Here is a 24817-nt window from a genome sequence, read left to right as displayed (position 1 = left end):
AACGCAATGATCCACCGCCTGCTTTCCCGCTACCTCACACCGCTTGCAGCCACGGTGCTGATGGCCGCCTGCGCCACCCCGACGGTCTACCAGCAGGACACCGGTACCGTCATGGAGCACCCGTCCGAGGCCGGCGGCCGGCTCAAGCCGATGCCGATCCGCCCGCTCAACGTGCAGGCCGACTGCCGCTTCAAGGACGAAGTCGGCTACAGCGGAAGTGCGCTGCTTGACGTCAGCTACTCGGAAGTCAGTCGCTTCAAGGCCTCGGTCAGCGTCCCCAAGCGTGGCAGCTGCCACTTTGATCTCGCCGACTTCGAGCAGGTGCGCAAGGAGCCCCACGTCGAACTGCGCGCGCGGGACGGCTGCGTCGTGCGCATGTGGGAACAGGGCGACCAGGTCACCGTCGCCTTCGCCCAGTGCGCCAGCCGCTGCGATCGCAACACCTTTGACTATGTATGGCCCATCCTGGTGGATCGGCCGAGCGGTCGCTGCAACTGACCGCCAGCAATAACGGATACAGACATGAGCAGATCGGATTGGGAAGTCGTCATTGGCCTGGAAGTTCACGCCCAGCTCAACACCGCTTCCAAGATATTTTCCGGCACCAGCACCGCCTTCGGCGCCGAACCCAATGTGCAGGCAAGCGCGGTTGATATCGCCCTGCCCGGCGTGCTGCCGGTGCTCAACCGCGGCGCGGTCGAGCGTGCGATCCGGCTTGGCCTCGCGCTCGGCTCGCACATCGCGCCCAAGAGCGTGTTCGCGCGCAAGAACTACTTCTACCCCGACCTCCCGAAGGGCTACCAGATCAGCCAGTTCGAGCTGCCGGTGGTTCAGGGCGGCACCATCACCATCCGCGTCGGCGAGGGCGAATCCGCCTACGAGAAGACCGTACAGCTGACCCGCGCCCACCTCGAGGAAGACGCAGGCAAGAGCCTGCACGAAGACTTTCACGGCATGAGCGGCATCGACCTCAACCGCGCCGGTACGCCGCTGCTGGAGATCGTCTCCGAGCCGGACATGCGCTCGTCGGCCGAGGCCGTGGCCTATGCCCGCGCCCTGCACGCGCTGGTGCGCTGGATCGATATCTGCGACGGCAACATGCAGGAAGGCTCCTTCCGCTGCGACGCCAACGTCTCGGTGCGCAAGTGGGGCGCCGAACAGTTCGGCACCCGGCGCGAGATCAAGAACCTGAACTCCTTCCGCTTCCTGCAGCAGGCCATCGACTACGAGGTGCAGTGGCAGATCGACACCATTGAGGACGGCGGCACCATCCAGCAGGCCACCGTGCTGTTCGACCCGGACACCGGCGAGACACGCATGATGCGCTCCAAGGAAGATGCGCACGATTACCGCTACTTCCCCGACCCCGACCTGCTGCCGCTGGTGATCGACGAAGCCTGGATCGACCGCGTGCGCAGTGAAATGCCCGAACTCCCGGTGGCGATGAAGGACCGCTTCATCGCCGAACTCGGCTTGTCGGCCTACGACGCTGCGGCGCTGACCGCCTCCAAGGAAATCGCAGCCTATTTCCAGGCCGCAATGGGCGCGGCAGGCAGCACCAACGCCGCCCAGGTGGCCAAGCTGTGCGCCAACTGGATCATGGGCGAGCTCGCAGCACGCCTGAACAAGGCCGATCTCGACATCGCAGCCTCCCCGGTTACGCCCGCCCAGCTCGCCGGGCTGGTGTCGCGCATCGCCGACAGCACCATCTCCAATGCCATCGCGCGCAAGGTGTTTGAAGCACTGTGGAATGGTGAGGGCGCGAGCGCCGACGAAGTCATCGACAAGCAGGGCCTGAAGCAGGTCACCGACAGCGGCGCGATCGAAGCCATGATCGACGAGGTGCTGGCGGCCAACCAGAAATCGGTCGAGGAGTTCCGCGCGGGCAAGGAGAAGGCCTTCAACGCGCTGGTCGGCCAGGTGATGAAGGCCAGCAAGGGCAAGGCCAGCCCGGCCCAGGTCAACGACTTGCTGCGCAAGAAGCTCGCCGGCTGACCCCGCTGCACTGATGCCTGAGACGCCCGACTGCCGCCATGGCAGCCGGGCGTCTTTCATTGGCGAGGCATGTTTCGGCGGCCAGGCGAGCAACGCCCGTTGCTCGCCGCTTCGCCCTCCCCCCCGCTCCCGGATTCCTTTTCGCGCCGGGGCTGACTATGCTTCACAGATGTCATCAAGCACCGGAGCCGACATCATGCGCACCTCGTCATCCCTTCTCCTCACCTTTGTGCTGAGCACCACATGGGTCGGCACCAGCCTTGCCGAAATGCCGGCGGACATGCCCAAGCGAAAGCCCGGCCTGTGGGAGATGAAGACCTCAATGGCGGAGATGGGCGGCATGGGGCAGACCTTCAACATGTGCGTCGGCCCCCAGACTGACGACCTCATCGCGCAGCAGGACAGGGGCGAGTGCGCACAGAAATCCTACCGCCGCGACGGCGACCGTATCCTGTTCAAGGCCGTGTGCAAGGTCGAGGGCAGCACAGCCACGATAGAGGGTGTGTTCTCGGGCGATTTCGAGAACCGCTACAGCGGCGAGATCCGCAGCACCTACGCGCCGCCACTGCAAGGCATGAAATCCATGACGGTGAAGCAGGATGCGCGCTGGCTGGGCGCCTGCCGGCAGGGACAGAAGCCCGGCGACATCACGATGCAGGGCATGAACGGCATCAACGTCGAGGAGCTGATGAAGAACATGCCGCGCGCGCGCTGACGTCTGCTTCGCGCTGCCGCACCAGGCCGGTCCGGCCAAACCACAGACGACCACTCACGGGTTGAGGAAGGTCAATGCGCATCCCATTTATTCGGTACATTCTTATATGCTTCAATACTGACGATACCGGTTGAGCACAGCCGGACGCAGCGTGATGGAGACACAATCATGCCGGACCTGACAGGAGTGATCGACTGGCTGGGCGAGGATCGCAGCCTTGCGCTCGGCGGGTTGCTGATCGGCGCCCTTTTCGGCGCCTTTGCGCAGCGCTCGCGTTTCTGCCTGCGGGCAGCCGTGGTCGAGGTGGCGCGCGGACAGCTCGGCGCCAAGCTCTCGGTCTGGCTGCTGGCCTTCTCCGCGGCGATCATCGTCACGCAGCTGCTGCATCTCACGGGACGCTTCGACACCGCCAACGTACGCCAGCTCGCGAGCCAGGGCAGCCTGTCTGGAGCGCTGATCGGCGGCCTGATGTTCGGTACCGGCATGATCCTCGCCCGTGGCTGCTCCAGCCGCCTGCTGGTGCTGGCGGCAAACGGCAACCTGCGCGCACTGCTCTCCGGACTGATCTTCGCGGTCACCGCACAGGCGTCGATGACGGGCATCCTCTCGCCCGTGCGCGAAACCATCGGCACGTGGTGGACGATTGACGGCGGCAACGCCCGCGACCTCCTCGCCTACGTCGGCATCGGGCACGGCGGCGGTTTCGCCTTCGGTCTGTTGTGGTTGCTCGCAGGCGCCTGGTTTGCCAGCCGCCACCGCATCACCGCCTGGGCCTGGGCGGGCGGCCTCGGCGCCGGCGTGATGGTGGCGCTCGCGTGGTGGTTCACCTACGAGATGTCTTCGCGCACCTTCGATCCAACCCCGATCAAGAGCCTGTCCTTCACCGGCCCCTCGGCCGACGTGCTGATGCTGGTGCTGTCGCCGCCGGGCAAACTGCTCGACTTCGACCTCGGCATGGTGCCTGGCGTCTTCCTCGGCTCCTTCCTTGCCGCCCTGCTGAGCCGCGAGCTCAAGCTCGAGGGCTTTCAGGGCGGACACGCGATGCGCCGCTACATCGTCGGCGCCCTGCTGATGGGCTTTGGCGGCATGCTGGCCGGCGGCTGCGCAGTGGGTGCCGGGATCTCGGGCGCATCGGTGTTTGCGGTAACCGCCTGGGTGACGCTGTCGGGGATGTGGGCCGGCGCCAGCCTGACCGACTGGGTGATCGACCGCAAGCTCGCGCCCCACCTGCCGGCCACCGCCGTCAGCCCCTGAAACGGCGACCCGGGCAGCGCAACGCTATAATCGGAGGCATACAAAGAAAGCAGGAAATGCCTCCCCATGTGCCAGCTGCTCGGAATGAACTGCAATGTGCCGACCGACATCTGTTTTTCCTTCGCGGGTTTCCGCGCCCGTGGCGGGCTGACCGACCACCATCGTGACGGCTGGGGGATTGCGTTCTTCGAGGGGCGTGGCGCGCGCGTCTTTCTCGAGCCCTGCGCCAGCGCCGACTCTCCGGTCGCCGAACTGGTGCGCCGCTACCCGATCCGCTCCCTCAATGTCATCGCCCACATCCGCAAGGCGACCCAGGGGCAGATTCGCCTGGAGAACACCCACCCCTTCCAGCGTGAGCTATGGGGGCGATACTGGATTTTTGCCCACAACGGCAACCTGTGTGGCTACCAGCCGTCGCTCTCGGGACGCTTCCTGCCGGTCGGCTCCACCGACTCCGAGCATGCGTTCTGCCATATTCTCGATGCGCTGGCCCAGCGCTTTCCCGACGCTGCGCCCTCACCGCGCGAGTTGCATGCGGCATTGAGGACGATCTCCATCGAGATCGGGCGCCACGGCGAGTTCAACTTCCTGCTCTCCGACGGCGACTACCTCTTTGCACACAGCTCTTCACGCCTGGTCTATGTCATACGGCAGTCGCCGTTTCCGGTGGCCCACCTGTCCGATGAAGACCTCGCCGTCGACTTCAACGAGGTCACCACGCCCGACGACCGCGTGGCAGTCATCGCCACCACGCCGCTGACCGACAACGAAACCTGGCAGTCCATCCCCCCCGGCACCCTGCAGGCCTTCCATCTCGGCGCGCCTGTCGCACTTGGCGAAACCTCGACCGTCGCAGCGGAAATCGGCACCGGACTGCCTCGAAGCGCGTAAATCTTCCTTATCGGTGCAATGCAGACGCGCTAAAGTACGGGCTTGCGAGCTTGTTGCCGGATTGAGGTTGTAATGGATTGCCCACTATGCAGCAGCACCCGAGACAGGATCATCTGGCAGGACGAGTTCTGCCGCGTCATCGGCGTGGACGATGCCGACTATCCCGGTTTCTGCCGGGTGATCTGGAAGGCGCACGTTGCCGAGATGACCGATCTTCGGCATGCTGATCAAGCCCACCTGCTCGACGTCGTACTGGCGACCGAAAGTGCGCTTCGCGCCCTGATGCAGCCGGCCAAGATCAACCTTGCGAGCTTTGGCAACATGGTGCCGCACCTGCACTGGCATGTGATTCCGCGCTTCACCGACGACCGCCACTTCCCGGAGCCGGTCTGGGGGCGCGAACAACGTCCCGGCCAGCCCCATGCTGCACCCAATGCTGCCACACTGGCGTCCACGATCACCAGCGAACTGCTTGCACGCAACGCCGACTGACCACCGCCGACATCCGCATCCGGAGTTTCTATGGACTACCGCAACCCCGCCGAATGCCTGAGCCTGCTGCCAAGCCTGCAGTTGAGCAAGGTCGACGAGACCCATGCCGTACTGTCGAAGATCATCGGCGGCCTCCTCGACGCCCTTCCCGCCCCGAATCAGCATCTTGAAGTGCTTGAGGCTGCACGCCCGGTCATTGCCCGTATCCAGGCCGACATGAGCAGCCGCTACGCAGACCACCCGCTGCCACCGGACAGCGAAGAGAACGGCACCCTGCTCGAGGTCGTCAAGCTGTGGCACAACCTGGCCCGCTCGTATGCGCAGATCGCGCGCCACGACGCGCAGATGGGCACGCTCGAGGATCAGCGCGCCCTGCTTGCTCAACGCCGGGTGCACTACGCCGGCCAGGTGCTGATCGAGTATTTCCGGGCACACCGCTCCTTGCCGGCGGGACTCTGGACCGAGGTTCACGAGAGTTTTGCCGCGGCCGAGAGCACCGGCCTGCTCCGGGCACGGGTCTCGGACCCGCTCAATACCTTGTGGAAAGCCCAGAGCGCGATGGAAGCCTACATCGCCATCCTGCTGGTCGATCTTGCCAACCCGTTCGGCCGTACCGGCCATGAACTGCTCTGGATCTGCCGCTGGGCGCAGCGTTTCGCGCCGTACTGCAGCCTGGACGCCGAGACCGAAGGGCGCAAGCCGACGGTCTATGGACTCGACCTTGGCGCAGACCACGGCCTGCGTCCGCTCGGCCTCCTGAACAAGAGCATCGGCTTGCGCAGTTTTGATGGCGGCAAGCTGGCGGGCCAGATCCAGGCCGTATTCACCCAGTTCAAGCAGGGCGTGACGCCCGCCTCGCTCGGGCTTGGTGATGACTGCACGCTCGACGGCAGCGCCCGCCTGCTGGTCTCGCTCTATCGCCCGTGGGGCCTGGCCTCGGCCGGACGTCGCTTTCCGCGCCGCGGCAGCCGCGGCCAGGTCGAGCTGACCAGCGACTGGCTCGCCATCGGCTTTCACATTCAGGGCAGACTGTTCGAACAGCCGCGCAGCTACGGGCTGACCACCAGCTTCAAGAGCGACATGGCGCTGATGACCTTCGGTGAACGCGCACCGGAAGCCCCGAGCAAGCTCCACGGCGCCAATCATCGAAGCGATGCCGAGAAGCTGGGCCTGGTGTGCGAGCGCTGGAACCTGCTCGATCAGTCAGTCGGTGGCTTCCGCCTGGAGCAAAGACCGCACGCGGAGCGGCTGGAGCACCATCAGCTGGTCGGGCTCAAGCCGCTGGACGGCGAGTACTTTCTGCTCGGTCAGGTCAGCTGGCTGATGTACCGTGACGACGGGGTGCTTGAGATCGGCGTGTATGTATTGCCCGGCGTGCCGCGCGTCGTGGCAGCCCGGCCCCTCGCATCCCGCCCGGGGCAACGCGAGCCCTACCAGCAGGCCTTCCTCATCCCGGCCAACAAGGGGCTCAAGGTTGAAAGCTCGCTGATTCTGCCCGCCGGCTGGTACCGGCAGAACCGGGTGGTGGAAGTCTTCGACGGCGGCAAGAGTGCCCAGTTGCGACTGAGCAAAGACGCACTCAAGGGCGCCAATTTCGACCAGGTGCGTTTCGACGCTATCGCGCCGGAAGCGCCATAAGCCTTGCGGGGGGCAGGCGGACACTGAACACGCTGCCTTCACCCTGCTTGCTGCTGACCCTGAGCTCGGCCTGGTGGCGCGTCAGGATGTGCTTGACGATCGCCAGACCGAGGCCCGTGCCCCCGGTTTCGCGCGAGCGGCCGCGGTCCACACGGTAGAAGCGCTCGGTCAGGCGCGGAATGTGCTCCGGATCGACGCCGATTCCGGTATCCCGCACCGAGAACTCCGCGCCTTGAGCATCAACACGCCATAAGAGATCTATTTTTCCCCCCTCTGGCGTATAGCGCACCGCATTGCTCGCCAGATTGGCGAACGCACTGTGGATCTCCTTGCCGCTCCCCAGCAGCACACCGTCACCTTCCATCTGCAGCGTCACCGTGTGGCGACCGGCCGACAGCAGTTCGGTGTCCTCGCGGATCTCCTCCATCAGCTCACCGACGTCGATTCTTTCTTCTGCCGGGGCAGGAGCCCCCGTTTCCAGCGCAGACAGCGTCAACAAATCCTCAATCAGCCGCCCCATGCGGGATGACTGATCCAGAGCGAGACGCAGGAAGCGCATCACGTCCTCGCGCTCATAGTCGTCCAGACCGTCGACCAGGGTCTCGAGAAAGCCACCGATGACGGTCAACGGTGTGCGCAGTTCATGCGACACATTGGCCACGAAGTCGCGCCGCATGGTTTCGAGACGCTCGAGTTGCGAGATGTCGCGCGACAGCACCATCTTCTGGTCGTCGCCGAAGGGAATGACCTGAACCTGCAATGTCAGGCCACTGCGTCGCCCTGCTGCCATGACCAAGGGCTCGTCGTGGTAACCGGACTGGAGATAATGAACAAACTCGGGCTGACGAACCAGGTTGGTGACCGGCGCGCCGATGTCATGCGTGTGATCAAGCCCGAAGTGCTGCTCGGCCTTGAGGTTGATCCACTCGATGGTGTCATTGTCGGAGAGATAGAGCACTCCGTCCGGCATTGCCTGGCTGGCGTCGTGGAAACGCTCCAGCGCAGACGAAAGGCGTTCGCGCATGTCGTAGGACACTCGCGAGCGGCGATTCAGCTCGGCGAAAACCTGCCCCCAGCTGCCCCCTGCGCGCGGCACCGGTGTGCCAATCGGCTCCCGGCTCCACATGACGAGCCGGATCAGGTTGTGTACATGCCAGCCGAGCAGGAGCAGAACACCCAGGATGAAGGCCATCAGGCCCCCGGTCGTGCCGGCAAAAATGGCGATCACAGCCGAGACCAATGCCAGCAGACACAGCGCCGACAAAACACCGGTCCATAGATAGCGCACGGGTCGAATGATGATGCTCCCTGTTGGCCGATGCCGTTCGATTATCGCACGACGGGCGGCAGCTCTGCCTGCGCCGAAAAGCGATAACCACTGCCGCGCACGGTCTGCACCAGCGCGTCGTGACTTGAGGGCTCGAGTGCGCAGCGCAGGCGCCGGATATGCACATCGACCGTGCGCTCTTCGACGAAAACGTGATCGCCCCACACTTGATCGAGCAACTGTGCCCGCGAGTGCACCCGCTCCGGGTGAGTCATCAGAAAGTGCAGCAGGCGGAACTCGGTGGGGCCGAGCGCAAGCGCCTGCTCGCCGGCCGTCACGCGGTGCGTCTCGGGGTCGAGCCTCAGCCCCCCCAATTCAACCGGGTCCTCGGTGGCCTGCGGCGCACGCCTGCGCAGCACTGCCTTGATGCGCGCGACCAGTTCGCGCGGGCTGAAAGGCTTGGTGATGTAATCGTCAGCACCGGTTTCGAGCCCACTCACCTTGTCCTGCTCCTCGCCGCGGGCGGTCAGCATGATGATCGGGATACTCCGGGTGCGCTCGTCTGCGCGCAAGCGGCGCGCGAAGTCCATACCGGAAGCGCCCGGCAGCATCCAGTCGAGCAGCACCAGATCGGGCAAGGCATCGCGCACGATACGCTGAGCCGTCTCGGCGTCCGCAGCACGCACAACATGGTGACCTGCGCGCGCAAGGTTCGCAGCGATCAGTTCCTGGATTGCAGGTTCGTCTTCGACCAGCAGGATATTGGCAGGCATAAGCAGTGGCTCCCTTTGATGCTGCAAAGTGTATTTCAGCAATTTGAAGGTTTGATGACACGTCATCACACTGAAACAGCGCAACACGCGCCTGCTGCTACGCAGCCTGTGCGGCGTCGGCCTTGGCCGCGGGCCGAATCAGGTATCATTGACCTCCCACATTGAGGCATTCCGTGATGGCCGGACTCGACAAGGACACCCCCCTTCCCACCGCAATCACCTTGCACCGCAAGTCGCGCAAGCTCGAAATTGCGTTTGACGATGGCAGCCTTTTCGAACTTCCCTTCGAATATCTGCGCGTCTATTCGCCCTCGGCCGAGGTGCGCGGTCATGGCGCGGGGCAGGAAACACTGCAGCAGGGCAAGCGTGACGTCGATATCGCCTCACTTGAGCCGGTCGGCAATTATGCAATCAAACCCGTCTTTGACGACGGTCACGACAGCGGACTCTACTCCTGGGATTACCTCTACCTGCTCGGCCGCAATCAGGCCGAAATGTGGCAGGACTACCTCGAGCGCCTTGAGCGGGACAACGGAACCCGGGATCCGGCACTCGTCCCGCCGGCAGCGCCCAAGGGCGGCTGCGGCAGCCACCATCACTGATATCGCCATGAAAGAAAACACCACTCACTTCGGCTTCGAGACAGTCGCCGAAGAGCAGAAACAACGAAAGGTCGCCGAGGTCTTTTCGTCGGTCGCACAAAAGTACGACGTGATGAACGACCTGATGTCGTTCGGCCTGCATCGGATCTGGAAGGCGTTCACCATCCAGATTTCCGGTGTTCGCACCGGTGACCGTGTCCTTGACGTTGCTGGCGGCACCGCCGACCTCTCGCTCGCTTTCGCGCGCAAGGTCGGCGAACGCGGCCAGGTGTGGCTGACCGACATCAATCACGCGATGCTGTCGCGTGGCCGCGACCGCGTTGTCGACAAGGGCTTCTCCCTGCCCGTGGCGCAGTGCAATGCCGAAAAGCTGCCCTTTCCGGACGACTGGTTCGACTGCGTCACCGTCGCCTTCGGACTGCGCAACATGACCCACAAGGATGTCGCCCTGGCCGAAATGCGCCGCGTGCTGCGTCCAGGCGGACGCCTGCTCGTGCTCGAATTTTCAAAGGTGTGGAAACCGCTTGCACCGGTGTATGACCTGTACTCTTTCAAGCTCCTGCCGTGGATGGGCAACAAGGTCGCCGACGACGCCGACAGCTACCGTTACCTGGCCGAATCCATCCGTATGCACCCCGGTCAGGAAGAACTTAAGACCATGATGGAACAAGCTGGCCTTCAGCGTGTCGACTACTTCAACCTCAGCGCGGGCGTCGTTGCCTTGCACCGTGGTTACAAACTTTGATCAACGGAGACCCCAGAATAATGAAGCACCTCTTCCTTTCCCTGATGATGGTGATTTTCACCTTCGGCGTTGCGGCACCGGAAGCCGAGGCCAAGCGCCTTGGCGGTGGCAGCAGCTTCGGCATGAAGCGCTCGACGCCGCCCGCAGTGTCGCCCACGCGTCCGTCTGCAGCTCCTCCTGCAGCCGCCGCAGCACAGCCCCGTCGTTCGTGGATGGGTCCGATTGCCGGTCTGGCAGCCGGTCTCGGCCTCGCCGCACTGTTCTCCAGCCTCGGCATGGGTGAAGGTTTTGCCAACTTCGTCATGATCGCCCTGCTCGCGGTCGCCGGCGTGATGCTGTTCAAGTTCCTGTTCCGTCGTGGCGCTTCTCCGCAGGCCCGGGGGATGCAGTACGCCGGTGCGACTCAGGGACAAGGCGCAACGCCTTTCACTCCGCAGAACGCCTCAGCAGCACCTTCGAGCGGCGCAGCAACCAGCGGACCTGTTGCATCGTCCGCCGCATCGAACTTTGATGCCGAAGGCTTCGCCCGTCAGGCCAAGCTGAACTTCATTCGCCTGCAGACTGCCAACGATTCGGCAAACCTTGAAGATCTGCGCGAGTTCACCACGCCCGAAGTGTATGCAGAGATCAGCATGCAGATCGCCGAGCGCGGCGACGCGACGCAACGCACCGACGTCGTTGAGCTCAACGCAGAAGTGATCGAGGTTGTCGAAGAAGCTGATCGCTACATCGTCAGCGTTCGCTTCACCGGGCTGCTGCGTGAGGATGAGGCTGCAGCACCCGCTGCACTCGATGAGGTCTGGCACCTCGTGAAGCCGGTCAGCGGCGATGCAGGCTGGCGTGTTGCCGGCATTCAGCAAACCAACTGATTCCACTCACACGAAGAAACGGGGGCCCAGGCCCCCGTATTTACATGATCGACAGCCTCTTTCTCTCTGGCGCCAACCACCTGCTTGCCCAGTCTGGCTGGGCGCGCAGCCGACTGCAGCCGCATGCTGGCAAACGGGCGCGGCTGGACGTCTCCCCGGTTTCAATCGACTTCTCGATCACAGCCGAGGGGCACTTCGCTGCCAGCAGCAGCGATGAATCACCCGATGTAAGCCTGCAACTGCCGCTGAGCGAGTCTCCGCGCGCACTGAACGGTGGCATCGAAGCCTTGATGTCCCAGGTACGGATTGCAGGCAACGCAGAGTTCGCCGACGCGCTGGGCTTCGTTTTCCGCCACCTGCGCTGGGACCTCGAGGAGGACCTGTCCCGCGTCGTAGGGGATATCGCTGCACATCGTATCGTCAGCACCGGCGTTGCCCTTGGCAAGGCACAGCAGCGGCTTGCCACAAGCCTCACCGGTAACGCGGTGGAGTACCTGACCGAGGAGCAGCCGATACTGACCTCGAAGCCGATGGTCTCGACCTTCGATGATGACATCCGCGCCTTCCGCGACGCGGTGGCACGGCTGGAAAAACGCATCGACCGCCTTGGGCAGCGCGGCAAAATCGCGCGACGCTGAACAGTCACGGGAAGCGCCACGCAACTGACGGACGTAAAAAAGGCAGCCGGATCGGCTGCCTTTTTCGTCACCTCGCCGCATGCAGCGCGGCACAGTGATGCTCAGTTGCGCTTACGCAGCTTCTGAATTGCTGCGATCTGGGCGATCGCTTCGCTCAGTTCAGCCTGAGCCTTGGCGTAGTCAAGCTGGGCGCTCTGGTTGGAAAGCGCTTCTTCTGCCTTGCGCTTGGCTTCCAGTGCCTTCGCTTCGTCGAGATCCTTGCCGCGAATCGCGGTGTCCGCCAGCACGGTCACCAGACCGGGCTGAACCTCAAGGATGCCGCCAGCAACAAAGACCAGCTCTTCTTCCGCCTGATTCGGAACCTTGACCCGTACCGCACCCGGTCTGATCCGGGTCATCAGCGGCATGTGTCCGGGCAGGATGCCGAGTTCACCCGCCTCGCCAGGCAGCGCGACGAACTCCGCCAGCCCGGAAAAAATCTGCTCTTCCGCACTGACGATGTCTACGTGAACCGTCATAGCCATGGTATGTCCTCTTCAATTCCGCGCGACGGAGATCGCCGCGCGGGTGAGCGAATTACTGGAGCTTCTTCGCTTTCTCGATGGCCTCTTCGATGCCGCCGACCATGTAGAAAGCCTGTTCGGGCATGGAGTCACACTCGCCGCTCACGATCATCTTGAAGCCCTTGATCGTGTCGTTGAGGGTCACGTACTTGCCGGGCGAACCGGTGAAGACTTCCGCAACGTGGAAGGGCTGCGACAGGAAGCGCTGGATCTTACGCGCACGGCCCACGGCGAGCTTGTCTTCGGGAGACAGTTCGTCCATGCCCAGAATCGCGATGATGTCACGCAGTTCCTTGTACTTCTGCAGCGTCTGCTGAACCTGACGAGCCACGTTGTAGTGCTCTTCACCCACGACCAGCGGATCGAGCTGGCGGCTGGTGGAGTCGAGCGGATCGACGGCCGGGTAGATACCCAGTGCGGCGATGTCACGCGACAGCACGACGGTGGAGTCGAGGTGCAGGAAGGTCGTTGCCGGCGACGGGTCGGTCAAGTCATCCGCAGGCACATACACGGCCTGGATGGAGGTGATCGAACCAACCTTGGTCGAGGTAATACGCTCTTGCAGACGGCCCATTTCTTCAGCCAGCGTCGGCTGATAGCCCACGGCAGAAGGCATACGGCCAAGCAGTGCGGACACTTCGGTACCGGCCAGCGTGTAGCGGTAGATGTTATCCACGAAGAACAGGATGTCGCGGCCGTCGTCACGGAAACGCTCGGCCATCGTCAGGCCGGTCAGCGCCACGCGCAGACGGTTGCCCGGGGGTTCGTTCATCTGACCGAACACCATCGCAACCTTGTCGAGAACGTTGGAGTCCTTCATCTCGTGGTAGAAGTCGTTACCCTCACGAGTACGCTCACCCACACCGGCAAACACGGAGAGACCCGCGTGCTGCTTGGCGATGTTGTTGATGAGTTCCATCATGTTCACCGTCTTGCCCACACCGGCGCCACCGAACAGGCCTACCTTACCGCCCTTTGCGAACGGGCAGATCAGATCGATAACCTTGATGCCGGTTTCGAGCAGTTCCACGGAAGGCGAAAGTTCGTCGAACTTCGGAGCCTTCTGGTGAATCTGACGCAGCTCATCGCATTCGATCGGACCAGCTTCGTCAATCGGGCGACCCAGCACGTCCATGATGCGGCCGAGGGTGCCTTCACCGACCGGAACCGAGATACCGGCGCCGGTGCTGCCAACCTTCATTCCGCGGCGCAGGCCATCGGAAGAGCCCATCGCAATGGTACGCACCACGCCATCACCGAGCTGCTGCTGGACCTCGAAGGTCAAGCCGTCTTCGGCAAAGGAGTTGGCAGCGTCTTCGAGCTTCAGAGCCTCATAAATCTTGGGCATCGCGTCGCGCGGGAACTGAATGTCCACCACCGCGCCGATGCACTGAACGATCGTACCAGTACTCATCGTTTTTCCTTAATTCAATAATCCGTTAGACCGCCGCGGCGCCGCTGACGATTTCCGACAGCTCTTTGGTGATCGCGGCCTGGCGGGTCTTGTTGTAGACCAGCTGAAGCTCGCCAATCACGTTCTTCGCATTGTCGGAAGCAGCCTTCATTGCCACCATACGTGCGCTCTGCTCGGAAGCCATGCTCTCGGCCACTGCCTGATACACCAGCGCTTCGACGTAACGCACCAGCATTTCGTCGATCACGACTTGCGGATCGGGCTCGTAGAGGTAGTCCCACGACGTGTCGGGGGTACCCAGCTTTTCGCCGGTCAGCGGCAGCAGCTGTTCGAGCATGGGTTCCTGCTTCATCGTATTGATGAAACGGGTATAGACCACGTAGACCGCGTCGAGCTCGCCGTTCTGGAAAGCATCGAGCATCACCTTGACCGGGCCGATGAGCTTTTCAAGGTGCGGCGTGTCGCCCAACTGCACGACATGCGAAGCAACCTTGGCGCCCACCCTTTGCATGAAACCGAAACCCTTGTTGCCGATGCAGCAGGCACGGATCTCGGTTGCACCAGCGGCTTCCCATTCCTTCATCGCAGTCACGGCTACGCGCTGGACGTTGGTGTTCATGCCGCCACAAAGGCCCTTATCGGTCGTCACCAGAATCAAGCCCACCCGCTTCACCTGGTCCTTGCGGACCAGGAAGGGGTGTTGGTATTCAGTTACATTGGCCTGAGACAGGTTCGCGGCGAGTCGGCGGATCTTTTCGGCATAGGGTCGGGCGGAGCGCATCCGGTCCTGCGCTTTGCGCATTTTGGATGCGGCCACCATTTCCATGGCCTTGGTGATCTTGCGCGTGTTTTGCACGCTCTTGATCTTGGTACGGATTTCCTTACCGCTAGCCATATTCCGTCTCCGTCCGCAGCGTTAAGCCCAGCTCTTCTTGAACTCGGTGATCGCAGCGACCAGAAGCTTTTCGCCGTCGGCGTCGAGTTCCTTGGTATCGGCGATCTTCTTCACGAGATCAGCGTTCTTGGTCTTGACGAACTGCTGCAGGCCGGATTCGAAGGCCAGCAGACGCGGCACGTCGACATCGTCGAAGTAACCGTTGTTCACCGCGTACAGGGTAATGGCCATGTCCGAAATCGACAGCGGCGAGTACTGAGCCTGCTTCATCAGTTCGGTCACGCGGCGACCGCGCTCGAGCTGCTTGCGGGTTGCGTCGTCGAGGTCGGAAGCAAACTGGGCAAACGCTGCGAGTTCGCGGTACTGCGCCAAGTCGGTACGGATACCACCGGAGAGCTTCTTGATGACCTTGGTCTGGGCCGAACCACCGACTCGCGACACCGAGATACCGGCGTTGATAGCGGGGCGGATACCGGCGTTGAACAGGTCGGTCTCAAGGAAGATCTGGCCGTCGGTAATCGAAATCACGTTGGTCGGAACGAACGCGGAGACGTCGCCGGCCTGGGTTTCGATGATCGGCAGCGCGGTCAGCGAACCGGTCTTGCCCTTGACTTCACCGTTGGTGAACTTCTCGACGTAGTCGGCGTTCACACGAGCGGCACGCTCGAGCAGGCGGGAGTGCAGATAGAACACGTCGCCCGGGTAGGCTTCACGGCCCGGCGGACGGCGCAGCAGCAGGGATACCTGACGGTAGGCCCAGGCCTGCTTGGTCAGATCGTCATAAACGATCATCGCGTCCATGCCGCGGTCGCGGAAGTACTCGCCCATCGTGCAGCCGGAGTAGGCCGACAGGTACTGCATGGCAGCAGATTCGGAAGCGGTTGCGGCCACGACGATGGTGTATTCCATCGCGCCGTTTTCTTCCAGCTTGCGCACCACGTTGGCGACGGTCGAAGCCTTCTGACCGATTGCAACGTAAACGCAGAACATGTTCTGGCCTTTCTGGTTGATGATCGCATCAACCGCGACGGCCGTCTTACCAGTCTGGCGGTCACCAATGATCAGCTCGCGCTGACCACGGCCGATTGGCACCATGGAGTCGACCGACTTCAGACCGGTCTGAACCGGCTGGGAGACGGACTGACGCTCGATAACGCCCGGCGCGACCTTTTCGATCTTGTCGGTCAGCTTGGCGTTGATCGGACCCTTGCCGTCGATCGGCTGGCCCAGTGCGTTCACGACACGACCGATCAGCTCGGGGCCGACGGGCACTTCGAGAATGCGGCCGGTTGCCTTGACGGTGTCGCCTTCGGTGATTTGCTCGTATTCGCCGAGCACAACGGCACCGACGGAGTCACGCTCGAGGTTGAGCGCGAGGCCGTAGGTGTTGCCGGGAAACTCCAGCATTTCGCCTTGCATGACGTCGGTCAGGCCGTGGATGCGGGTGATACCGTCCGTGACGGAGACCACCGTACCCTCGTTACGCGACGTGGCGGCGAGCTGCAGGTTCTGGATCCGGCTCTTAATCAGGTCACTGATTTCAGAGGGGTTGAGTTGCATAGATGTATGCTCCTAGTTCTTAAGCGCAGCGGCCATGTTCGCGAGCTTGCCGCGGACCGAGGCGTCGATCACTTCGTCGCCAATGGCGATGCGGACCCCACCGATAAGCTCGGGGTCGATACTGACACTCACGTCGAGCTTGGTCTTGAAGCGGGCTTCAAGATCAGCTTTCAGCGAAGCCAGTGCGGCATCGTCAAGCGGGAAGGCTGAGGCGATTTTTGCCTCAAGGACGCCCTCATGTTCGTTCTTCAGTGCAACGAACAGGTCACGGATCTCCGGAAGCACTTGCAGACGTTCTCCTTCCACGAGTACGCGGATGAAGTTCTGCTGTTCGGCGCTCAGATCACCAGCAACTTCCAGCATCAGCTTGTTCAGCTGTTCGCCGGAAAACTTGGGATCATTGAAGAGCGCCAGCATTTCGGAGTCGGCCGCCACGGAGGCGAGCCGATCCAGCACTTCCGACCAAGGCCCCAGCGCACCTGCCCCGCGAGCCAGCTCGAAGGCGGCATCGGCATAGGGACGCGCGATGGTGACATTCTCGGCCATGACTTATTGCAGTTCCTGTTTCAGGTTGGCAAGCAGCTCGGCATGCACCTGGGTGTTGATCTCGCGGCGCAGGATCTTCTCTGCACCGGCAACAGCCAGATGGGCGACCTGGTCGCGCAGGGCTTCCTTGGCGCGCTGGGCAGCAGTGCCGGCTTCGGCTTCGGCTGCTTCACGTGCGGCGGCGATGATGCGGTTGGCTTCGGCACGGGCCTCGTCGACCAGTTGGCTCGCCTGCTTTTCAGCAGAGGCGCGCACATCACCCGCGGATTCGCGAGCCTTGCGCAGTTCCTCGACGACCTTCTTTTCGGCAAGTGCCAGGTCCGACTTAGCCTTATCCGCAGCTGTCAGCCCGTCTGCGATCTTCTTCGCACGCTCGTCAAGTGCCTTCACAATGGGCGGCCACACGAATTTCATCGTGAACCACGCCAGAATGAAGAACACAACGAGCTGAGCTATCAGAGTTGCGTTCAAATTCACTGTTCTTGGCCCTCAGGTATGTTGAGAGGAACTCGAACCGATTAAAGCTGGAACGGGTTGGCGAAGGCGAACATCATGGCGATACCAACGCCGATCAGGAACGCGGCATCGATCAGACCAGCCAGCAGGAACATCTTGGTTTGCAGGGCGTTCATCAGTTCAGGCTGACGTGCCGAAGCTTCGAGGTACTTGGAACCCATGATGCCGATACCGATACATGCACCGATGGCGCCCAGACCAATGATCAGACCGGCAGCCAGAGCAACAAAACCCAGAACGTTTTCCATGACAACTCCTTACTAAAGGTGATTGAGTTTAAAACTAGGTACTGCGAGAAAAGATTAGTGACCTTCGTGAGCCTGACCGATGTACACCAGGGTCAGCATCATGAAGATGAATGCCTGCAAGGTGATGATCAGGATGTGGAAGACCGCCCAGATCGAGCCTGCGACGACATGACCCACGAAACCGAAAACGGTTGCCGTGGAGCCGAGCAGCGCGATAAGAATGAAGATGAGTTCGCCAGCATACATGTTGCCGAACAGTCGCATGCCGTGAGAAACGGTCTTGGCAACAAATTCGATGATCTGCATTGCGAAGTTGATCGGGTACAGCAGCGGATGGCTGCCGAAAGGCGCGGTGAAGAGCTCGTGAATCCAGCCCGACAGGCCTTTGATCTTGATGTTGTAGTAGAGACACAGCAGCAGCACGCCGGAGGACATGCCGAGCGTGGCGGACAGGTCGGCCGTGGCTACAACACGCATGTAGGCGTGATGCGGATCACCACCAGCAGAGGCATACACGCCTTCCCAGATGCGCGGCAGCAGATCAACCGGCAGAAGGTCCATTGCGTTCATCAGGAAGATCCAGACGAACACGGTCAGCGCGAGCGGAGCAACGAACTTGCGCGACTCTGCGCTGTGGATGATGCCTTTGGCCTGATCCGCGACCATTTCGACCATGAGTTCGACGAACCCCTGGAAACGACCCGGCACACCCGAAGTGGCCTTGCGTGCGGCAAGCCACAGCAGGAACACGGTGAGCAGGCCAATCGAGATCGAGTAAAACATCGAATCGAGGTTGATGACGCTCCAGTCAATGATGTTCTTTTGAGCGTGACCAGTTGTGTTGAGGTGCGTCAGGTGATGAACGACGTACTCGGATGCGGTGGGTGCGTTGCCAGCCATAGTCAGGTCTTTACCAAAAATGCAAATAAATTCGCTTTCAGTGCCAGTACCAGCCCGATCAGAAGAGCGCCCCAGTGGACGTCTGCATAGACGGCAAGTACTAGCCCCAGTAATCCGACAATCGAGGCGAGCTTGATAAACTCACCTGCAACAAAGGCGGTCACAGTCGCTGTGCCGTTGCGACGTGTCGTCAGCATCAGCCGCCAGGCGAAGAACCAGCTGGGCACAACACAGGCCAGCCCGCCGGATGCGGCAGACACCGCGCCACGCACCCCGAAAAAAACGGCCGCAATGGCCGTTGCCAGAATGGTTGCGCCTAGCTGCAGCAGGACTGCCTTGTGCATCCGTTCCTCACCAAGCGGCGCGCACACAGCCGCGCCCGCCTAAAAATCCCGGCAATACTAGGGGTTAACCGTAGTAAAGTCAATTCGTGCATGTGCAAAAACAACGGCCCGGCGAATTCGCGGGTTCGACACTTATATAAGATAAATCATTGCATTCATTGAGAGATTTGATGCAGTGCACGAATATGAAAACATGAATCCGGACTATCCACGCCACATCAACCCGCCCATGCAGGACAGGTCGGCAACGGACATCCATCATAGGCCCGAATACCTGCGAGCGGTGATTCAGCGCGGCCTTTCTGGCGTGCGCTTCGACCCCTCTTCAGAACGACGCTTGGCCTGGGACGCACTCGAGCGCAAGGGCGTGCGCGCATGAGTCATCAGTTCTCTCTGCTGCACACACGGCGCTTCCTGCCTTTTTTTCTGACGCAGTTTCTCGGCGCCTTCAACGACAACCTGTACAAGAACGCCCTTGTCGTTCTGCTCACCTTTCATGCGATGCGTTACACCTCGCTGGCACCTGGCATTCTGGTGAATCTGTGCGCAGGGCTGTTCATCCTGCCCTTCTTCCTCTTTTCCGCCACGGCCGGGCAGATCGCTGACAAGTACGAAAAGAGCCGGCTGATCCGCATCACCAAACTGCTTGAGATCGGCGTCATGCTGCTGGCAAGCCTTGCCTTCGCGCTCGACGCACTGTCACTCATGCTGGCCTGCCTGTTCCTGATGGGGGCGCAGTCCGCGCTGTTCGGCCCGGTCAAGTACGCGATCCTGCCTCAGCACCTCGCGGCCGACGAACTGATCGGTGGCAATGCGCTCGTCGAATCCGGCACGTTCGTCGCCATCCTGATCGGCACCCTCGTCGGTGGCGTACTGATCAGCGTACCCGGCGGGAGCGCGTGGATCTCTGTCGCTGCCTTGCTGCTGTCGATAGTTGGCTATGTTTCGAGCCGGGGTATTCCGGTCGCACCTGCGGCCTCGCCCGCGCTGCGCATCAACTGGAACCCGCTCACCGAAACCTGGCGCGGATTTCAGTTCACAAGGCTCAACCGCACCGTATTCCTGTCGATTCTCGGCGTGTCGTGGTTCTGGTTTTACGGCGCGCTCTTTCTTTCGCAGTTTCCGGCCTATGCCAAGGATATGCTCGGCGGCGACGCACATGCCGTGGTGCTGCTGCTTGCCGTGTTCTCGATCGGCATCGGCCTGGGTTCGCTGCTGTGCGAGCGCCTCTCGGGCGGCAGGGTTGAACTCGGCCTGGTTCCGTTCGGCTCGATCGGTTTGACCCTGTTCGCCCTCGACCTGTGGTGGAGCAGCCCGCTCGCGGTCGCCGGCGGCACTCCGATGCCACTGGCTGATGTACTTTCAACGCCGGGCGTGTGGCGGGTTCTGCTCGACCTCATCGGGATCGGCACCTTTGGCGGATTTTTTATCGTGCCGCTGTACGCGCTGATACAGAGCCGCAGCGAGCAGGCCCACCGTTCCCGCATCATTGCCGGGAACAACATCCTCAATGCCCTGTTCATGGTGGTCGCGGCCGGCATGGGTGCCGGCCTGCTGGCCGCCGGCTTCAGCGTACCGCAACTCTTTCTCGTGACCGCCGTACTGAATGCTTTCGTGGCGCTCTACATCTACGCCCTGGTGCCTGAATTCGCGCTGCGTTTTCTGGTGTGGCTGCTGGTTCATACGGTGTACAGGCTCAGGACGAAAGACATTCGGAACATCCCCGCAAGCGGTCCGGCGGTCCTGGTCTGCAACCATGTAAGCTTTGTCGATGCAATGATCATCATGGCGGCATGCCCGCGTCCGGTGCGCTTCGTCATGGACCACCGTATTTTCTCCATGCCGCTGCTGTCGTTTGTCTTCCGGATCAGCGGAGCGATCCCGATCGCCCCGGCGAAGGACGATCCCGCCATGCTGGAGCGCGCTTTCGACGAGGTCGCGCGGACGCTGGAAGCCGGTGACTTAGTAGCGGTGTTCCCGGAAGGCCGGATCACCGACAATGGCGAGCTTTACCCCTTCCGCCCGGGTATTCGCCGCATTGTCGAACAGACGCCGGTACCGGTGGTGCCGATGGCATTGCGTGGCCTGTGGGGCAGCACTTTCTCGCGCAAGGACGGTCCCGCGTTGTCGCACCCGCTGCGACGCGGAATCTTCAGCCACATCGAACTCGCCGTGGGCGCCCCGGTGCCGCCTGCAGCGGCACACCCGGAATATCTGCAGCAACAAGTGAGCGCCTTGCGCGGCGACCGGCGCTGAAGGCAAAACAAGGACGATTTGATGAGTTTTTTCTGGTGGGTTGCCGCAGGTGCGATGCTCGGCCTGCTCGACGGCGTGGGTGTTGCGTTTCTCGGTGCAGTGCTCGGGGGCATGGTTGCGAGCCTGCGCAAGGAACGCACGCAGACACTGGCCCGCCATGAGAGCAGGATTGCCGCTCTCGAACGCGAGCTCGACGCGCTCAACATGCGGCTGGGCGAGGACGGCGGCACCGTGATGGCGAGGTCCTCCGCACAAGAGACTGCGACGGCGCCCGCTGCAACATCGCTTTCCGGCACAGGGCTTGAGGTCCCGGCCTCACCGGACGCGCACGGCGTCACGGGTGAATTGGGTAAAACCAACGCGCGCGTACGGCCGGCGGACTCGGATTCGGTCCAGGCCATCGACACGCCTCTGCCACAGGCGACCGCTCGCAGCAGGGATCAGGCAACGCAGATCGACCTCGACGCCCTTTATACCCGCTGCCGTGACTGGCTTTTCGGCGGCAATACGCTGGTGCGCACCGGCATCCTGGTGCTCTTTTTCGGCCTCGCCTTTCTCGTCCGCTATGCGATGGAGAACGCGATGCTGCCGCCCGAACTGCGCCTCGCCGGCATCGCCTGCGTGGGGATCGCGCTCGGAGCAGTCGGCTGGCGCCTGCGCCATGTGCGCCGCGGCTATGCGCTGAGCCTGCAGGGCGGCGGGATTGCCGTGCTCTACCTCACCGCATTTGCCGCCCTGCGCCTGTACGGAATCATGCCGGCCACCACGGCCTTCGCCGTCATGCTCGCGCTGGTGGGTGTCGCTGCCTTTCTTGCCATCCGCCAGGACGCGGCCATCCTCGCCATCATCGGCAGTGCCGGCGGATTTGCCGCCCCCATCCTGGCCTCGACCGGCAGTGGCAGTCATGTCCAGCTGTTTACGTATTATGCCCTGCTCAATGCCGGGGTGCTGCTGCTGGCCTGGCGCAAGGCATGGCGCGGGCTCAACCTCACCGGTTTCATCTTCACCTTTGCCATTGGTCTGGCCTGGGGCGCGCGCTTCTACCACCCATGGCACTTCAACACCACCGAGCCTTTCCTCCTGCTGTTCTTCCTGATGTACGTGGCAGCTGCGGTGAGCTACGCATGGAAGCAGGCCCCGGCGCTGCGCGACCCGGTCGACGGCACCCTCGTGTTTGGCGTCCCGGTAGTCGGCTTCGGTTTGCAGGCCGCACTGGTACACGGCATGCCCTACGCCCTGGCCTGGAGCGCTGCCGCCGTGGGTGTTTTCTACCTCGTGCTGGCAGCGGCGCTGAAGCGCGTCCGCAAACCCGATCTCGAACTCCTTGTCGCCAGCTTCGTCGCGCTCGGCATCGCCTTCTTGAGCCTTGCGATTCCGCTCGCATTCGACGGGCGCTGGAGCGCTGCAGCCTGGGCGCTCGAGGGCGCCGCGCTGTGGTGGATCGGCCGGCGCCAACAGCGCCGGCTGCCGGCGGCAAGCGGTCTGCTGTTGCAGGCTGGTGCGGGCGTGCTGTTTGCTGCTGACCTGGCTCAGCACAGCGGGCTGCGCAACCTGCCCGTCATGAACAGCGCTTTTCTTGGCAGCACGATGATTGCAGGCGCGGGTTTCGTCAGCGCGTGGCTCGCTGCACGCCAGCCGCAGGCATCGAAATGGTCGCAGCGGATCACGCATGCGCTGCTGGCCTGGGCATGGCTGTGGTGGCTCGGTGGCGCCTGGGCCGAGATCGACACCCATCTTGCAACCGGCTACCAGCCCTCAGCAGCGCTCGCGCTGTTCGCACTCAGCGGCGCACTTGCATGCGCGCTGGCACCCAGGCTGACCTGGCCTGGCCTGCTCAGCGCCGGCCTGCTGCCGCTCGGCGGCATGATGCTGGCACTGGGCCAGACCATTGCTTATGGTGTTCCGCCCTCGGGCTTCGGTGGCTGGCTTGCATGGCCGCTCGGACTCGCACTTCACGCCTACAGCCTGCGCGCAATCGACAGTGGCCGGCTGGACCGTCCGGTGCTCACCCTCGCCCATGCTGCCGGGGTGTGGGTGCTGGCCCTCGCCCTGTCGCAGGAAGCCGGCCTGCAACTGGCCAGCATGGCCGTCGGCAACGGCTGGCAGCTCGCCGCCCATGCGCTTCCGCCTGCACTGTTGCTGGCCGGGATTGCCCGCATGGCGCAGGATGAGAACTGGCCAATGCGGCCGTGGAAGGATGCATATCAGCTGTGGGGTGCAGGGCCTCTGGCGCTGGTGCTGGGCCTGTGGTCGCTCGGGGTCCATTCGTATGGCGACGGCAGTGCGGCCCCCTTCGCCTATCTGCCGCTGCTCAATCCGCTCGACCTGACGCTGGCGATCGCACTTGGCGCCATCGCATGGTGGCTGCGGCGGGGCGAGGCCGAAATCACCAGCGTCGCCGGCCCCTTGATCCGCCTGCAGGGCGCGCTCGGGCTGGTCGCCTTCATCGCTGCCAACGCCGCACTGCTGCGCGCAATGCATCACATGACGGGCGTCCCGTGGACGCTGTCGCAGCTCCTGGGAGACGACACCACCCAGGCGGCGCTGTCGCTGTTCTGGGCCATTCTTGGGCTGGGACTGATGCTGCTCGCCAACCGCCGCGCAAGTCGTGCGACCTGGCTTGCGGGTGCCGGCCTGATGGCAGCGGTGGTGTGCAAGCTCTTCGTGGTGGACATGGCGGCCAGCGGCACGCTGACGCGCATCGTGTCCTTCATTGGCGCCGGCATGCTGTTGCTGGTGGTGGGCTACTTCTCGCCGCTGCCGCCCAGACAGGATGGTGCGGAACAGGCCGACACCGAGGGCTGAAAACCTGCAGGCGAACGGGGCCGCATGCGCTCAGCGCAGGCGGCCGAGCAAACCATCGAGCTGGTCCAGACTGCCGAAACGAATGGTGACCTCGCCCGCGCCTTTCTTGTTGGCCTTGATCTTTACCGTTGCACCGATGGTGTCGGCGATCTCCTCTTCGAGGCGGACGAGGTCGCGATCCACGGGCAGCGCGGCTTTTTTCTGTCGCGGATTCAGCGTGTGCTGCACCAGACGCTCGGTATCGCGCACCGACAGTTGCTTGGCGGCGACCAGATTGGCAAGCTGAATCTGGCTGGCACCGTCCAGCGGCAACAGGGCACGGGCGTGACCCATGTCGATGTCACCCGCCATCAGCAATTCCTGCACCGGCTTGGCAAGGTTGAGCAGGCGCAGCAGGTTTGAGGCAGCCGGGCGCGAGCGCCCCACCGCATCGGCAGCCTGCTGGTGGGTCATGGCGAACTCGTCGATCAGACGCTGGATGCCGCCGGCCTCTTCGAGAGGATTGAGGTCTTCACGCTGGATGTTCTCGATCAGCGACATCGCCAGGGCGGCTTCGTCGGGGATCTCGCGCACCAGGCAGGGCACATCGTCCAGCCCGGCAATCTGCGCGGCCCGCCAGCGCCGCTCACCCGCGATGATCTCGTACTCATCCTCGCCGATCAGGCGTACCAGGATGGGTTGCATGACCCCCTGGGCCTTGATCGAGGCCGCCAGCTCTTCCAGCGAGCCCGGGTCCATGCGCGTACGCGGCTGATACTTGCCCGGCTGCAGCGCATCGGTGGGCAGCGTCTGCAGCTCGCCCTTGTCGGAGTCGTCTTCGCGGTTGGCGGCCAGCAGCGCATCGAGGCCGCGGCCGAGGCCTTTGAGTTTGGGTGGGCTCATGCGGTCGTC

26 protein-coding genes are annotated in these 24817 nt (G+C 62.8%); 14 read left to right on the top strand and 12 right to left on the bottom strand.

The window, feature by feature from the left end:
- The first annotated feature begins 6 nt into the window (after window positions 1–6).
- The 7 genes from CEW87_RS06590 to CEW87_RS06560 all read left to right on the top strand — a co-directional run bounded on the left by CEW87_RS06590 (window position 7) and on the right by CEW87_RS06560 (window position 6985).
- Window positions 7–498 (top strand): hypothetical protein, encoded by a 492-nt coding sequence (locus CEW87_RS06590; protein WP_108976991.1) that lies wholly within the window; start codon window positions 7–9, stop codon window positions 496–498.
- A gap of 24 nt (window positions 499–522) precedes the next feature.
- Entirely contained in the window at window positions 523–1995 is a 1473-nt protein-coding gene (gene gatB / locus CEW87_RS06585) for an Asp-tRNA(Asn)/Glu-tRNA(Gln) amidotransferase subunit GatB (RefSeq protein WP_108971974.1), read from the top strand.
- 196 nt (window positions 1996–2191) lie between these two features.
- Entirely contained in the window at window positions 2192–2710 is a 519-nt protein-coding gene (locus CEW87_RS06580; protein WP_159098100.1) for a DUF3617 domain-containing protein, read from the top strand.
- 168 nt (window positions 2711–2878) lie between these two features.
- Window positions 2879–3964, top strand: coding sequence for a YeeE/YedE family protein (locus tag CEW87_RS06575; RefSeq protein ID WP_108971972.1), 1086 nt, complete (start codon window positions 2879–2881; stop codon window positions 3962–3964).
- Window positions 3965–4030: 66 nt separating this feature from the next.
- Entirely contained in the window at window positions 4031–4855 is an 825-nt protein-coding gene (locus tag CEW87_RS06570) for a class II glutamine amidotransferase (protein ID WP_108971971.1), read from the top strand.
- Window positions 4856–4927: 72 nt separating this feature from the next.
- A complete protein-coding gene (locus CEW87_RS06565; protein ID WP_108971970.1) occupies window positions 4928–5347 on the top strand; it encodes an HIT family protein in 420 nt (139 codons plus the stop codon).
- Window positions 5348–5377: 30 nt separating this feature from the next.
- Window positions 5378–6985 carry a hypothetical protein gene (locus CEW87_RS06560; protein ID WP_108971969.1) on the top strand — a complete coding sequence of 536 codons (1608 nt, stop codon included), beginning with the start codon at window positions 5378–5380 and terminating at the stop codon, window positions 6983–6985.
- Here the strand turns inward: CEW87_RS06560 and phoR are convergent.
- Together phoR and phoB are read right to left on the bottom strand one after the other, a co-directional pair.
- Window positions 6963–8273 carry a phosphate regulon sensor histidine kinase PhoR gene (gene phoR / locus CEW87_RS06555; RefSeq protein WP_234421694.1) on the bottom strand — a complete coding sequence of 437 codons (1311 nt, stop codon included), beginning with the start codon at window positions 8271–8273 and terminating at the stop codon, window positions 6963–6965. The genes CEW87_RS06560 and phoR overlap by 23 nt on opposite strands.
- Window positions 8274–8314: 41 nt before the next feature.
- A complete protein-coding gene (phoB, locus tag CEW87_RS06550; protein WP_108971968.1) occupies window positions 8315–9025 on the bottom strand; it encodes a phosphate regulon transcriptional regulator PhoB in 711 nt (236 codons plus the stop codon).
- A gap of 176 nt (window positions 9026–9201) precedes the next feature.
- Between phoB and CEW87_RS06545 the strand changes: the two genes are divergently transcribed.
- Genes CEW87_RS06545 through CEW87_RS06530 form a run of 4 tightly spaced genes read left to right on the top strand, consistent with a single transcriptional unit; the run spans window position 9202 to window position 11879 of the window.
- Complete coding sequence (locus CEW87_RS06545; RefSeq protein ID WP_108971967.1) at window positions 9202–9627, top strand: gamma-butyrobetaine hydroxylase-like domain-containing protein; 426 nt, start codon at window positions 9202–9204, stop codon at window positions 9625–9627.
- 7 nt (window positions 9628–9634) lie between these two features.
- A complete protein-coding gene (gene ubiE, locus CEW87_RS06540) occupies window positions 9635–10372 on the top strand; it encodes a bifunctional demethylmenaquinone methyltransferase/2-methoxy-6-polyprenyl-1,4-benzoquinol methylase UbiE (protein ID WP_108971966.1) in 738 nt (245 codons plus the stop codon).
- Window positions 10373–10392: 20 nt separating this feature from the next.
- Window positions 10393–11241, top strand: coding sequence for a Tim44 domain-containing protein (locus CEW87_RS06535; protein WP_108971965.1), 849 nt, complete (start codon window positions 10393–10395; stop codon window positions 11239–11241).
- Window positions 11242–11285: 44 nt separating this feature from the next.
- Complete coding sequence (locus CEW87_RS06530) at window positions 11286–11879, top strand: ubiquinone biosynthesis accessory factor UbiJ (protein WP_108971964.1); 594 nt, start codon at window positions 11286–11288, stop codon at window positions 11877–11879.
- Between the two features lie 101 nt (window positions 11880–11980).
- Here CEW87_RS06530 and CEW87_RS06525 read toward each other — a convergent pair whose 3' ends face one another.
- From CEW87_RS06525 to CEW87_RS06485, 9 genes are read right to left on the bottom strand one after another with little or no spacing between them, the layout of a single operon-like run.
- Window positions 11981–12403 (bottom strand): F0F1 ATP synthase subunit epsilon, encoded by a 423-nt coding sequence (locus CEW87_RS06525; protein WP_108971963.1) that lies wholly within the window; start codon window positions 12401–12403, stop codon window positions 11981–11983.
- Between the two features lie 52 nt (window positions 12404–12455).
- On the bottom strand, window positions 12456–13856 hold the full coding sequence (gene atpD, locus CEW87_RS06520) for a F0F1 ATP synthase subunit beta (protein ID WP_108971962.1): 1401 nt from the start codon (window positions 13854–13856) through the stop codon (window positions 12456–12458).
- A 25-nt stretch (window positions 13857–13881) separates the two neighbouring features.
- On the bottom strand, window positions 13882–14751 hold the full coding sequence (gene atpG, locus CEW87_RS06515) for a F0F1 ATP synthase subunit gamma (RefSeq protein WP_108950074.1): 870 nt from the start codon (window positions 14749–14751) through the stop codon (window positions 13882–13884).
- A 21-nt stretch (window positions 14752–14772) separates the two neighbouring features.
- Window positions 14773–16311 (bottom strand): F0F1 ATP synthase subunit alpha, encoded by a 1539-nt coding sequence (atpA, locus tag CEW87_RS06510; RefSeq protein WP_108950073.1) that lies wholly within the window; start codon window positions 16309–16311, stop codon window positions 14773–14775.
- 12 nt (window positions 16312–16323) lie between these two features.
- The gene (locus CEW87_RS06505; RefSeq protein WP_108950072.1) at window positions 16324–16857 is read right to left on the bottom strand and encodes a F0F1 ATP synthase subunit delta; all 534 of its coding nucleotides are present in this window, start codon (window positions 16855–16857) and stop codon (window positions 16324–16326) included.
- Between the two features lie 3 nt (window positions 16858–16860).
- On the bottom strand, window positions 16861–17334 hold the full coding sequence (locus CEW87_RS06500) for a F0F1 ATP synthase subunit B (RefSeq protein ID WP_108950071.1): 474 nt from the start codon (window positions 17332–17334) through the stop codon (window positions 16861–16863).
- A gap of 41 nt (window positions 17335–17375) precedes the next feature.
- The gene (gene atpE, locus CEW87_RS06495; protein WP_002925444.1) at window positions 17376–17621 is read right to left on the bottom strand and encodes a F0F1 ATP synthase subunit C; all 246 of its coding nucleotides are present in this window, start codon (window positions 17619–17621) and stop codon (window positions 17376–17378) included.
- Window positions 17622–17675: 54 nt separating this feature from the next.
- Window positions 17676–18521 carry a F0F1 ATP synthase subunit A gene (gene atpB / locus CEW87_RS06490; protein WP_108971961.1) on the bottom strand — a complete coding sequence of 282 codons (846 nt, stop codon included), beginning with the start codon at window positions 18519–18521 and terminating at the stop codon, window positions 17676–17678.
- Between the two features lie 2 nt (window positions 18522–18523).
- Complete coding sequence (locus tag CEW87_RS06485) at window positions 18524–18865, bottom strand: ATP synthase subunit I (protein ID WP_108951451.1); 342 nt, start codon at window positions 18863–18865, stop codon at window positions 18524–18526.
- 193 nt (window positions 18866–19058) lie between these two features.
- Here CEW87_RS06485 and CEW87_RS06480 point away from each other — a divergent pair, with 193 nt between their 5' ends.
- The 3 genes from CEW87_RS06480 to CEW87_RS06470 are packed head-to-tail and all read left to right on the top strand — an operon-like array spanning window position 19059 to window position 23926.
- Entirely contained in the window at window positions 19059–19244 is a 186-nt protein-coding gene (locus tag CEW87_RS06480) for a hypothetical protein (protein ID WP_159098099.1), read from the top strand.
- On the top strand, window positions 19241–21121 hold the full coding sequence (locus CEW87_RS06475; protein WP_108971959.1) for an MFS transporter: 1881 nt from the start codon (window positions 19241–19243) through the stop codon (window positions 21119–21121). Before CEW87_RS06480 ends, CEW87_RS06475 begins: the two co-directional genes overlap by 4 nt.
- A 21-nt stretch (window positions 21122–21142) precedes the next feature.
- Complete coding sequence (locus CEW87_RS06470; protein WP_108971958.1) at window positions 21143–23926, top strand: DUF2339 domain-containing protein; 2784 nt, start codon at window positions 21143–21145, stop codon at window positions 23924–23926.
- A 30-nt stretch (window positions 23927–23956) separates the two neighbouring features.
- Here CEW87_RS06470 and CEW87_RS06465 read toward each other — a convergent pair whose 3' ends face one another.
- Window positions 23957–24808, bottom strand: a complete 852-nt coding sequence (locus tag CEW87_RS06465; RefSeq protein ID WP_108971957.1) for a ParB/RepB/Spo0J family partition protein — start codon at window positions 24806–24808, stop codon at window positions 23957–23959.
- Window positions 24809–24817: the final 9 nt, after the last annotated feature.

It is taken from the genome of Parazoarcus communis, assembly GCF_003111665.1.
Classification (GTDB): Bacteria; Pseudomonadota; Gammaproteobacteria; order Burkholderiales; family Rhodocyclaceae; genus Parazoarcus; species Parazoarcus communis_B.
The sequence above is the reverse complement of the archived record's forward strand: the minus strand, read 5'-3'. Positions and strand labels throughout refer to the sequence as shown.

Excerpts from the sequence above, each read along its gene's own strand:
- CEW87_RS06565 (WP_108971970.1), top strand. The coding sequence starts at position 4,928 with ATGGATTGCCCACTATGCAGCAGCACCCGAGACAGGATCATCTGGCAG.
- CEW87_RS06560 (WP_108971969.1), top strand. The coding sequence starts at position 5,378 with ATGGACTACCGCAACCCCGCCGAATGCCTGAGCCTGCTGCCAAGCCTG.
- CEW87_RS06475 (WP_108971959.1), top strand. The coding sequence starts at position 19,241 with ATGAGTCATCAGTTCTCTCTGCTGCACACACGGCGCTTCCTGCCTTTT.
- CEW87_RS06505 (WP_108950072.1), bottom strand. The coding sequence starts at position 16,857 with ATGGCCGAGAATGTCACCATCGCGCGTCCCTATGCCGATGCCGCCTTC.
- CEW87_RS06525 (WP_108971963.1), bottom strand. The coding sequence starts at position 12,403 with ATGGCTATGACGGTTCACGTAGACATCGTCAGTGCGGAAGAGCAGATT.
- ubiE (WP_108971966.1), top strand. The coding sequence starts at position 9,635 with ATGAAAGAAAACACCACTCACTTCGGCTTCGAGACAGTCGCCGAAGAG.
- CEW87_RS06545 (WP_108971967.1), top strand. The coding sequence starts at position 9,202 with ATGGCCGGACTCGACAAGGACACCCCCCTTCCCACCGCAATCACCTTG.
- atpA (WP_108950073.1), bottom strand. The coding sequence starts at position 16,311 with ATGCAACTCAACCCCTCTGAAATCAGTGACCTGATTAAGAGCCGGATC.
- CEW87_RS06535 (WP_108971965.1), top strand. The coding sequence starts at position 10,393 with ATGAAGCACCTCTTCCTTTCCCTGATGATGGTGATTTTCACCTTCGGC.
- CEW87_RS06480 (WP_159098099.1), top strand. The coding sequence starts at position 19,059 with ATGAATCCGGACTATCCACGCCACATCAACCCGCCCATGCAGGACAGG.
- CEW87_RS06470 (WP_108971958.1), top strand. The coding sequence starts at position 21,143 with ATGAGTTTTTTCTGGTGGGTTGCCGCAGGTGCGATGCTCGGCCTGCTC.
- CEW87_RS06485 (WP_108951451.1), bottom strand. The coding sequence starts at position 18,865 with ATGCACAAGGCAGTCCTGCTGCAGCTAGGCGCAACCATTCTGGCAACG.
- CEW87_RS06530 (WP_108971964.1), top strand. The coding sequence starts at position 11,286 with ATGATCGACAGCCTCTTTCTCTCTGGCGCCAACCACCTGCTTGCCCAG.
- CEW87_RS06465 (WP_108971957.1), bottom strand. The coding sequence starts at position 24,808 with ATGAGCCCACCCAAACTCAAAGGCCTCGGCCGCGGCCTCGATGCGCTG.
- CEW87_RS06580 (WP_159098100.1), top strand. The coding sequence starts at position 2,192 with ATGCGCACCTCGTCATCCCTTCTCCTCACCTTTGTGCTGAGCACCACA.
- atpE (WP_002925444.1), bottom strand. The coding sequence starts at position 17,621 with ATGGAAAACGTTCTGGGTTTTGTTGCTCTGGCTGCCGGTCTGATCATT.
- atpG (WP_108950074.1), bottom strand. The coding sequence starts at position 14,751 with ATGGCTAGCGGTAAGGAAATCCGTACCAAGATCAAGAGCGTGCAAAAC.
- atpB (WP_108971961.1), bottom strand. The coding sequence starts at position 18,521 with ATGGCTGGCAACGCACCCACCGCATCCGAGTACGTCGTTCATCACCTG.
- atpD (WP_108971962.1), bottom strand. The coding sequence starts at position 13,856 with ATGAGTACTGGTACGATCGTTCAGTGCATCGGCGCGGTGGTGGACATT.
- CEW87_RS06575 (WP_108971972.1), top strand. The coding sequence starts at position 2,879 with ATGCCGGACCTGACAGGAGTGATCGACTGGCTGGGCGAGGATCGCAGC.
- phoB (WP_108971968.1), bottom strand. The coding sequence starts at position 9,025 with ATGCCTGCCAATATCCTGCTGGTCGAAGACGAACCTGCAATCCAGGAA.
- CEW87_RS06590 (WP_108976991.1), top strand. The coding sequence starts at position 7 with ATGATCCACCGCCTGCTTTCCCGCTACCTCACACCGCTTGCAGCCACG.
- CEW87_RS06570 (WP_108971971.1), top strand. The coding sequence starts at position 4,031 with ATGTGCCAGCTGCTCGGAATGAACTGCAATGTGCCGACCGACATCTGT.
- gatB (WP_108971974.1), top strand. The coding sequence starts at position 523 with ATGAGCAGATCGGATTGGGAAGTCGTCATTGGCCTGGAAGTTCACGCC.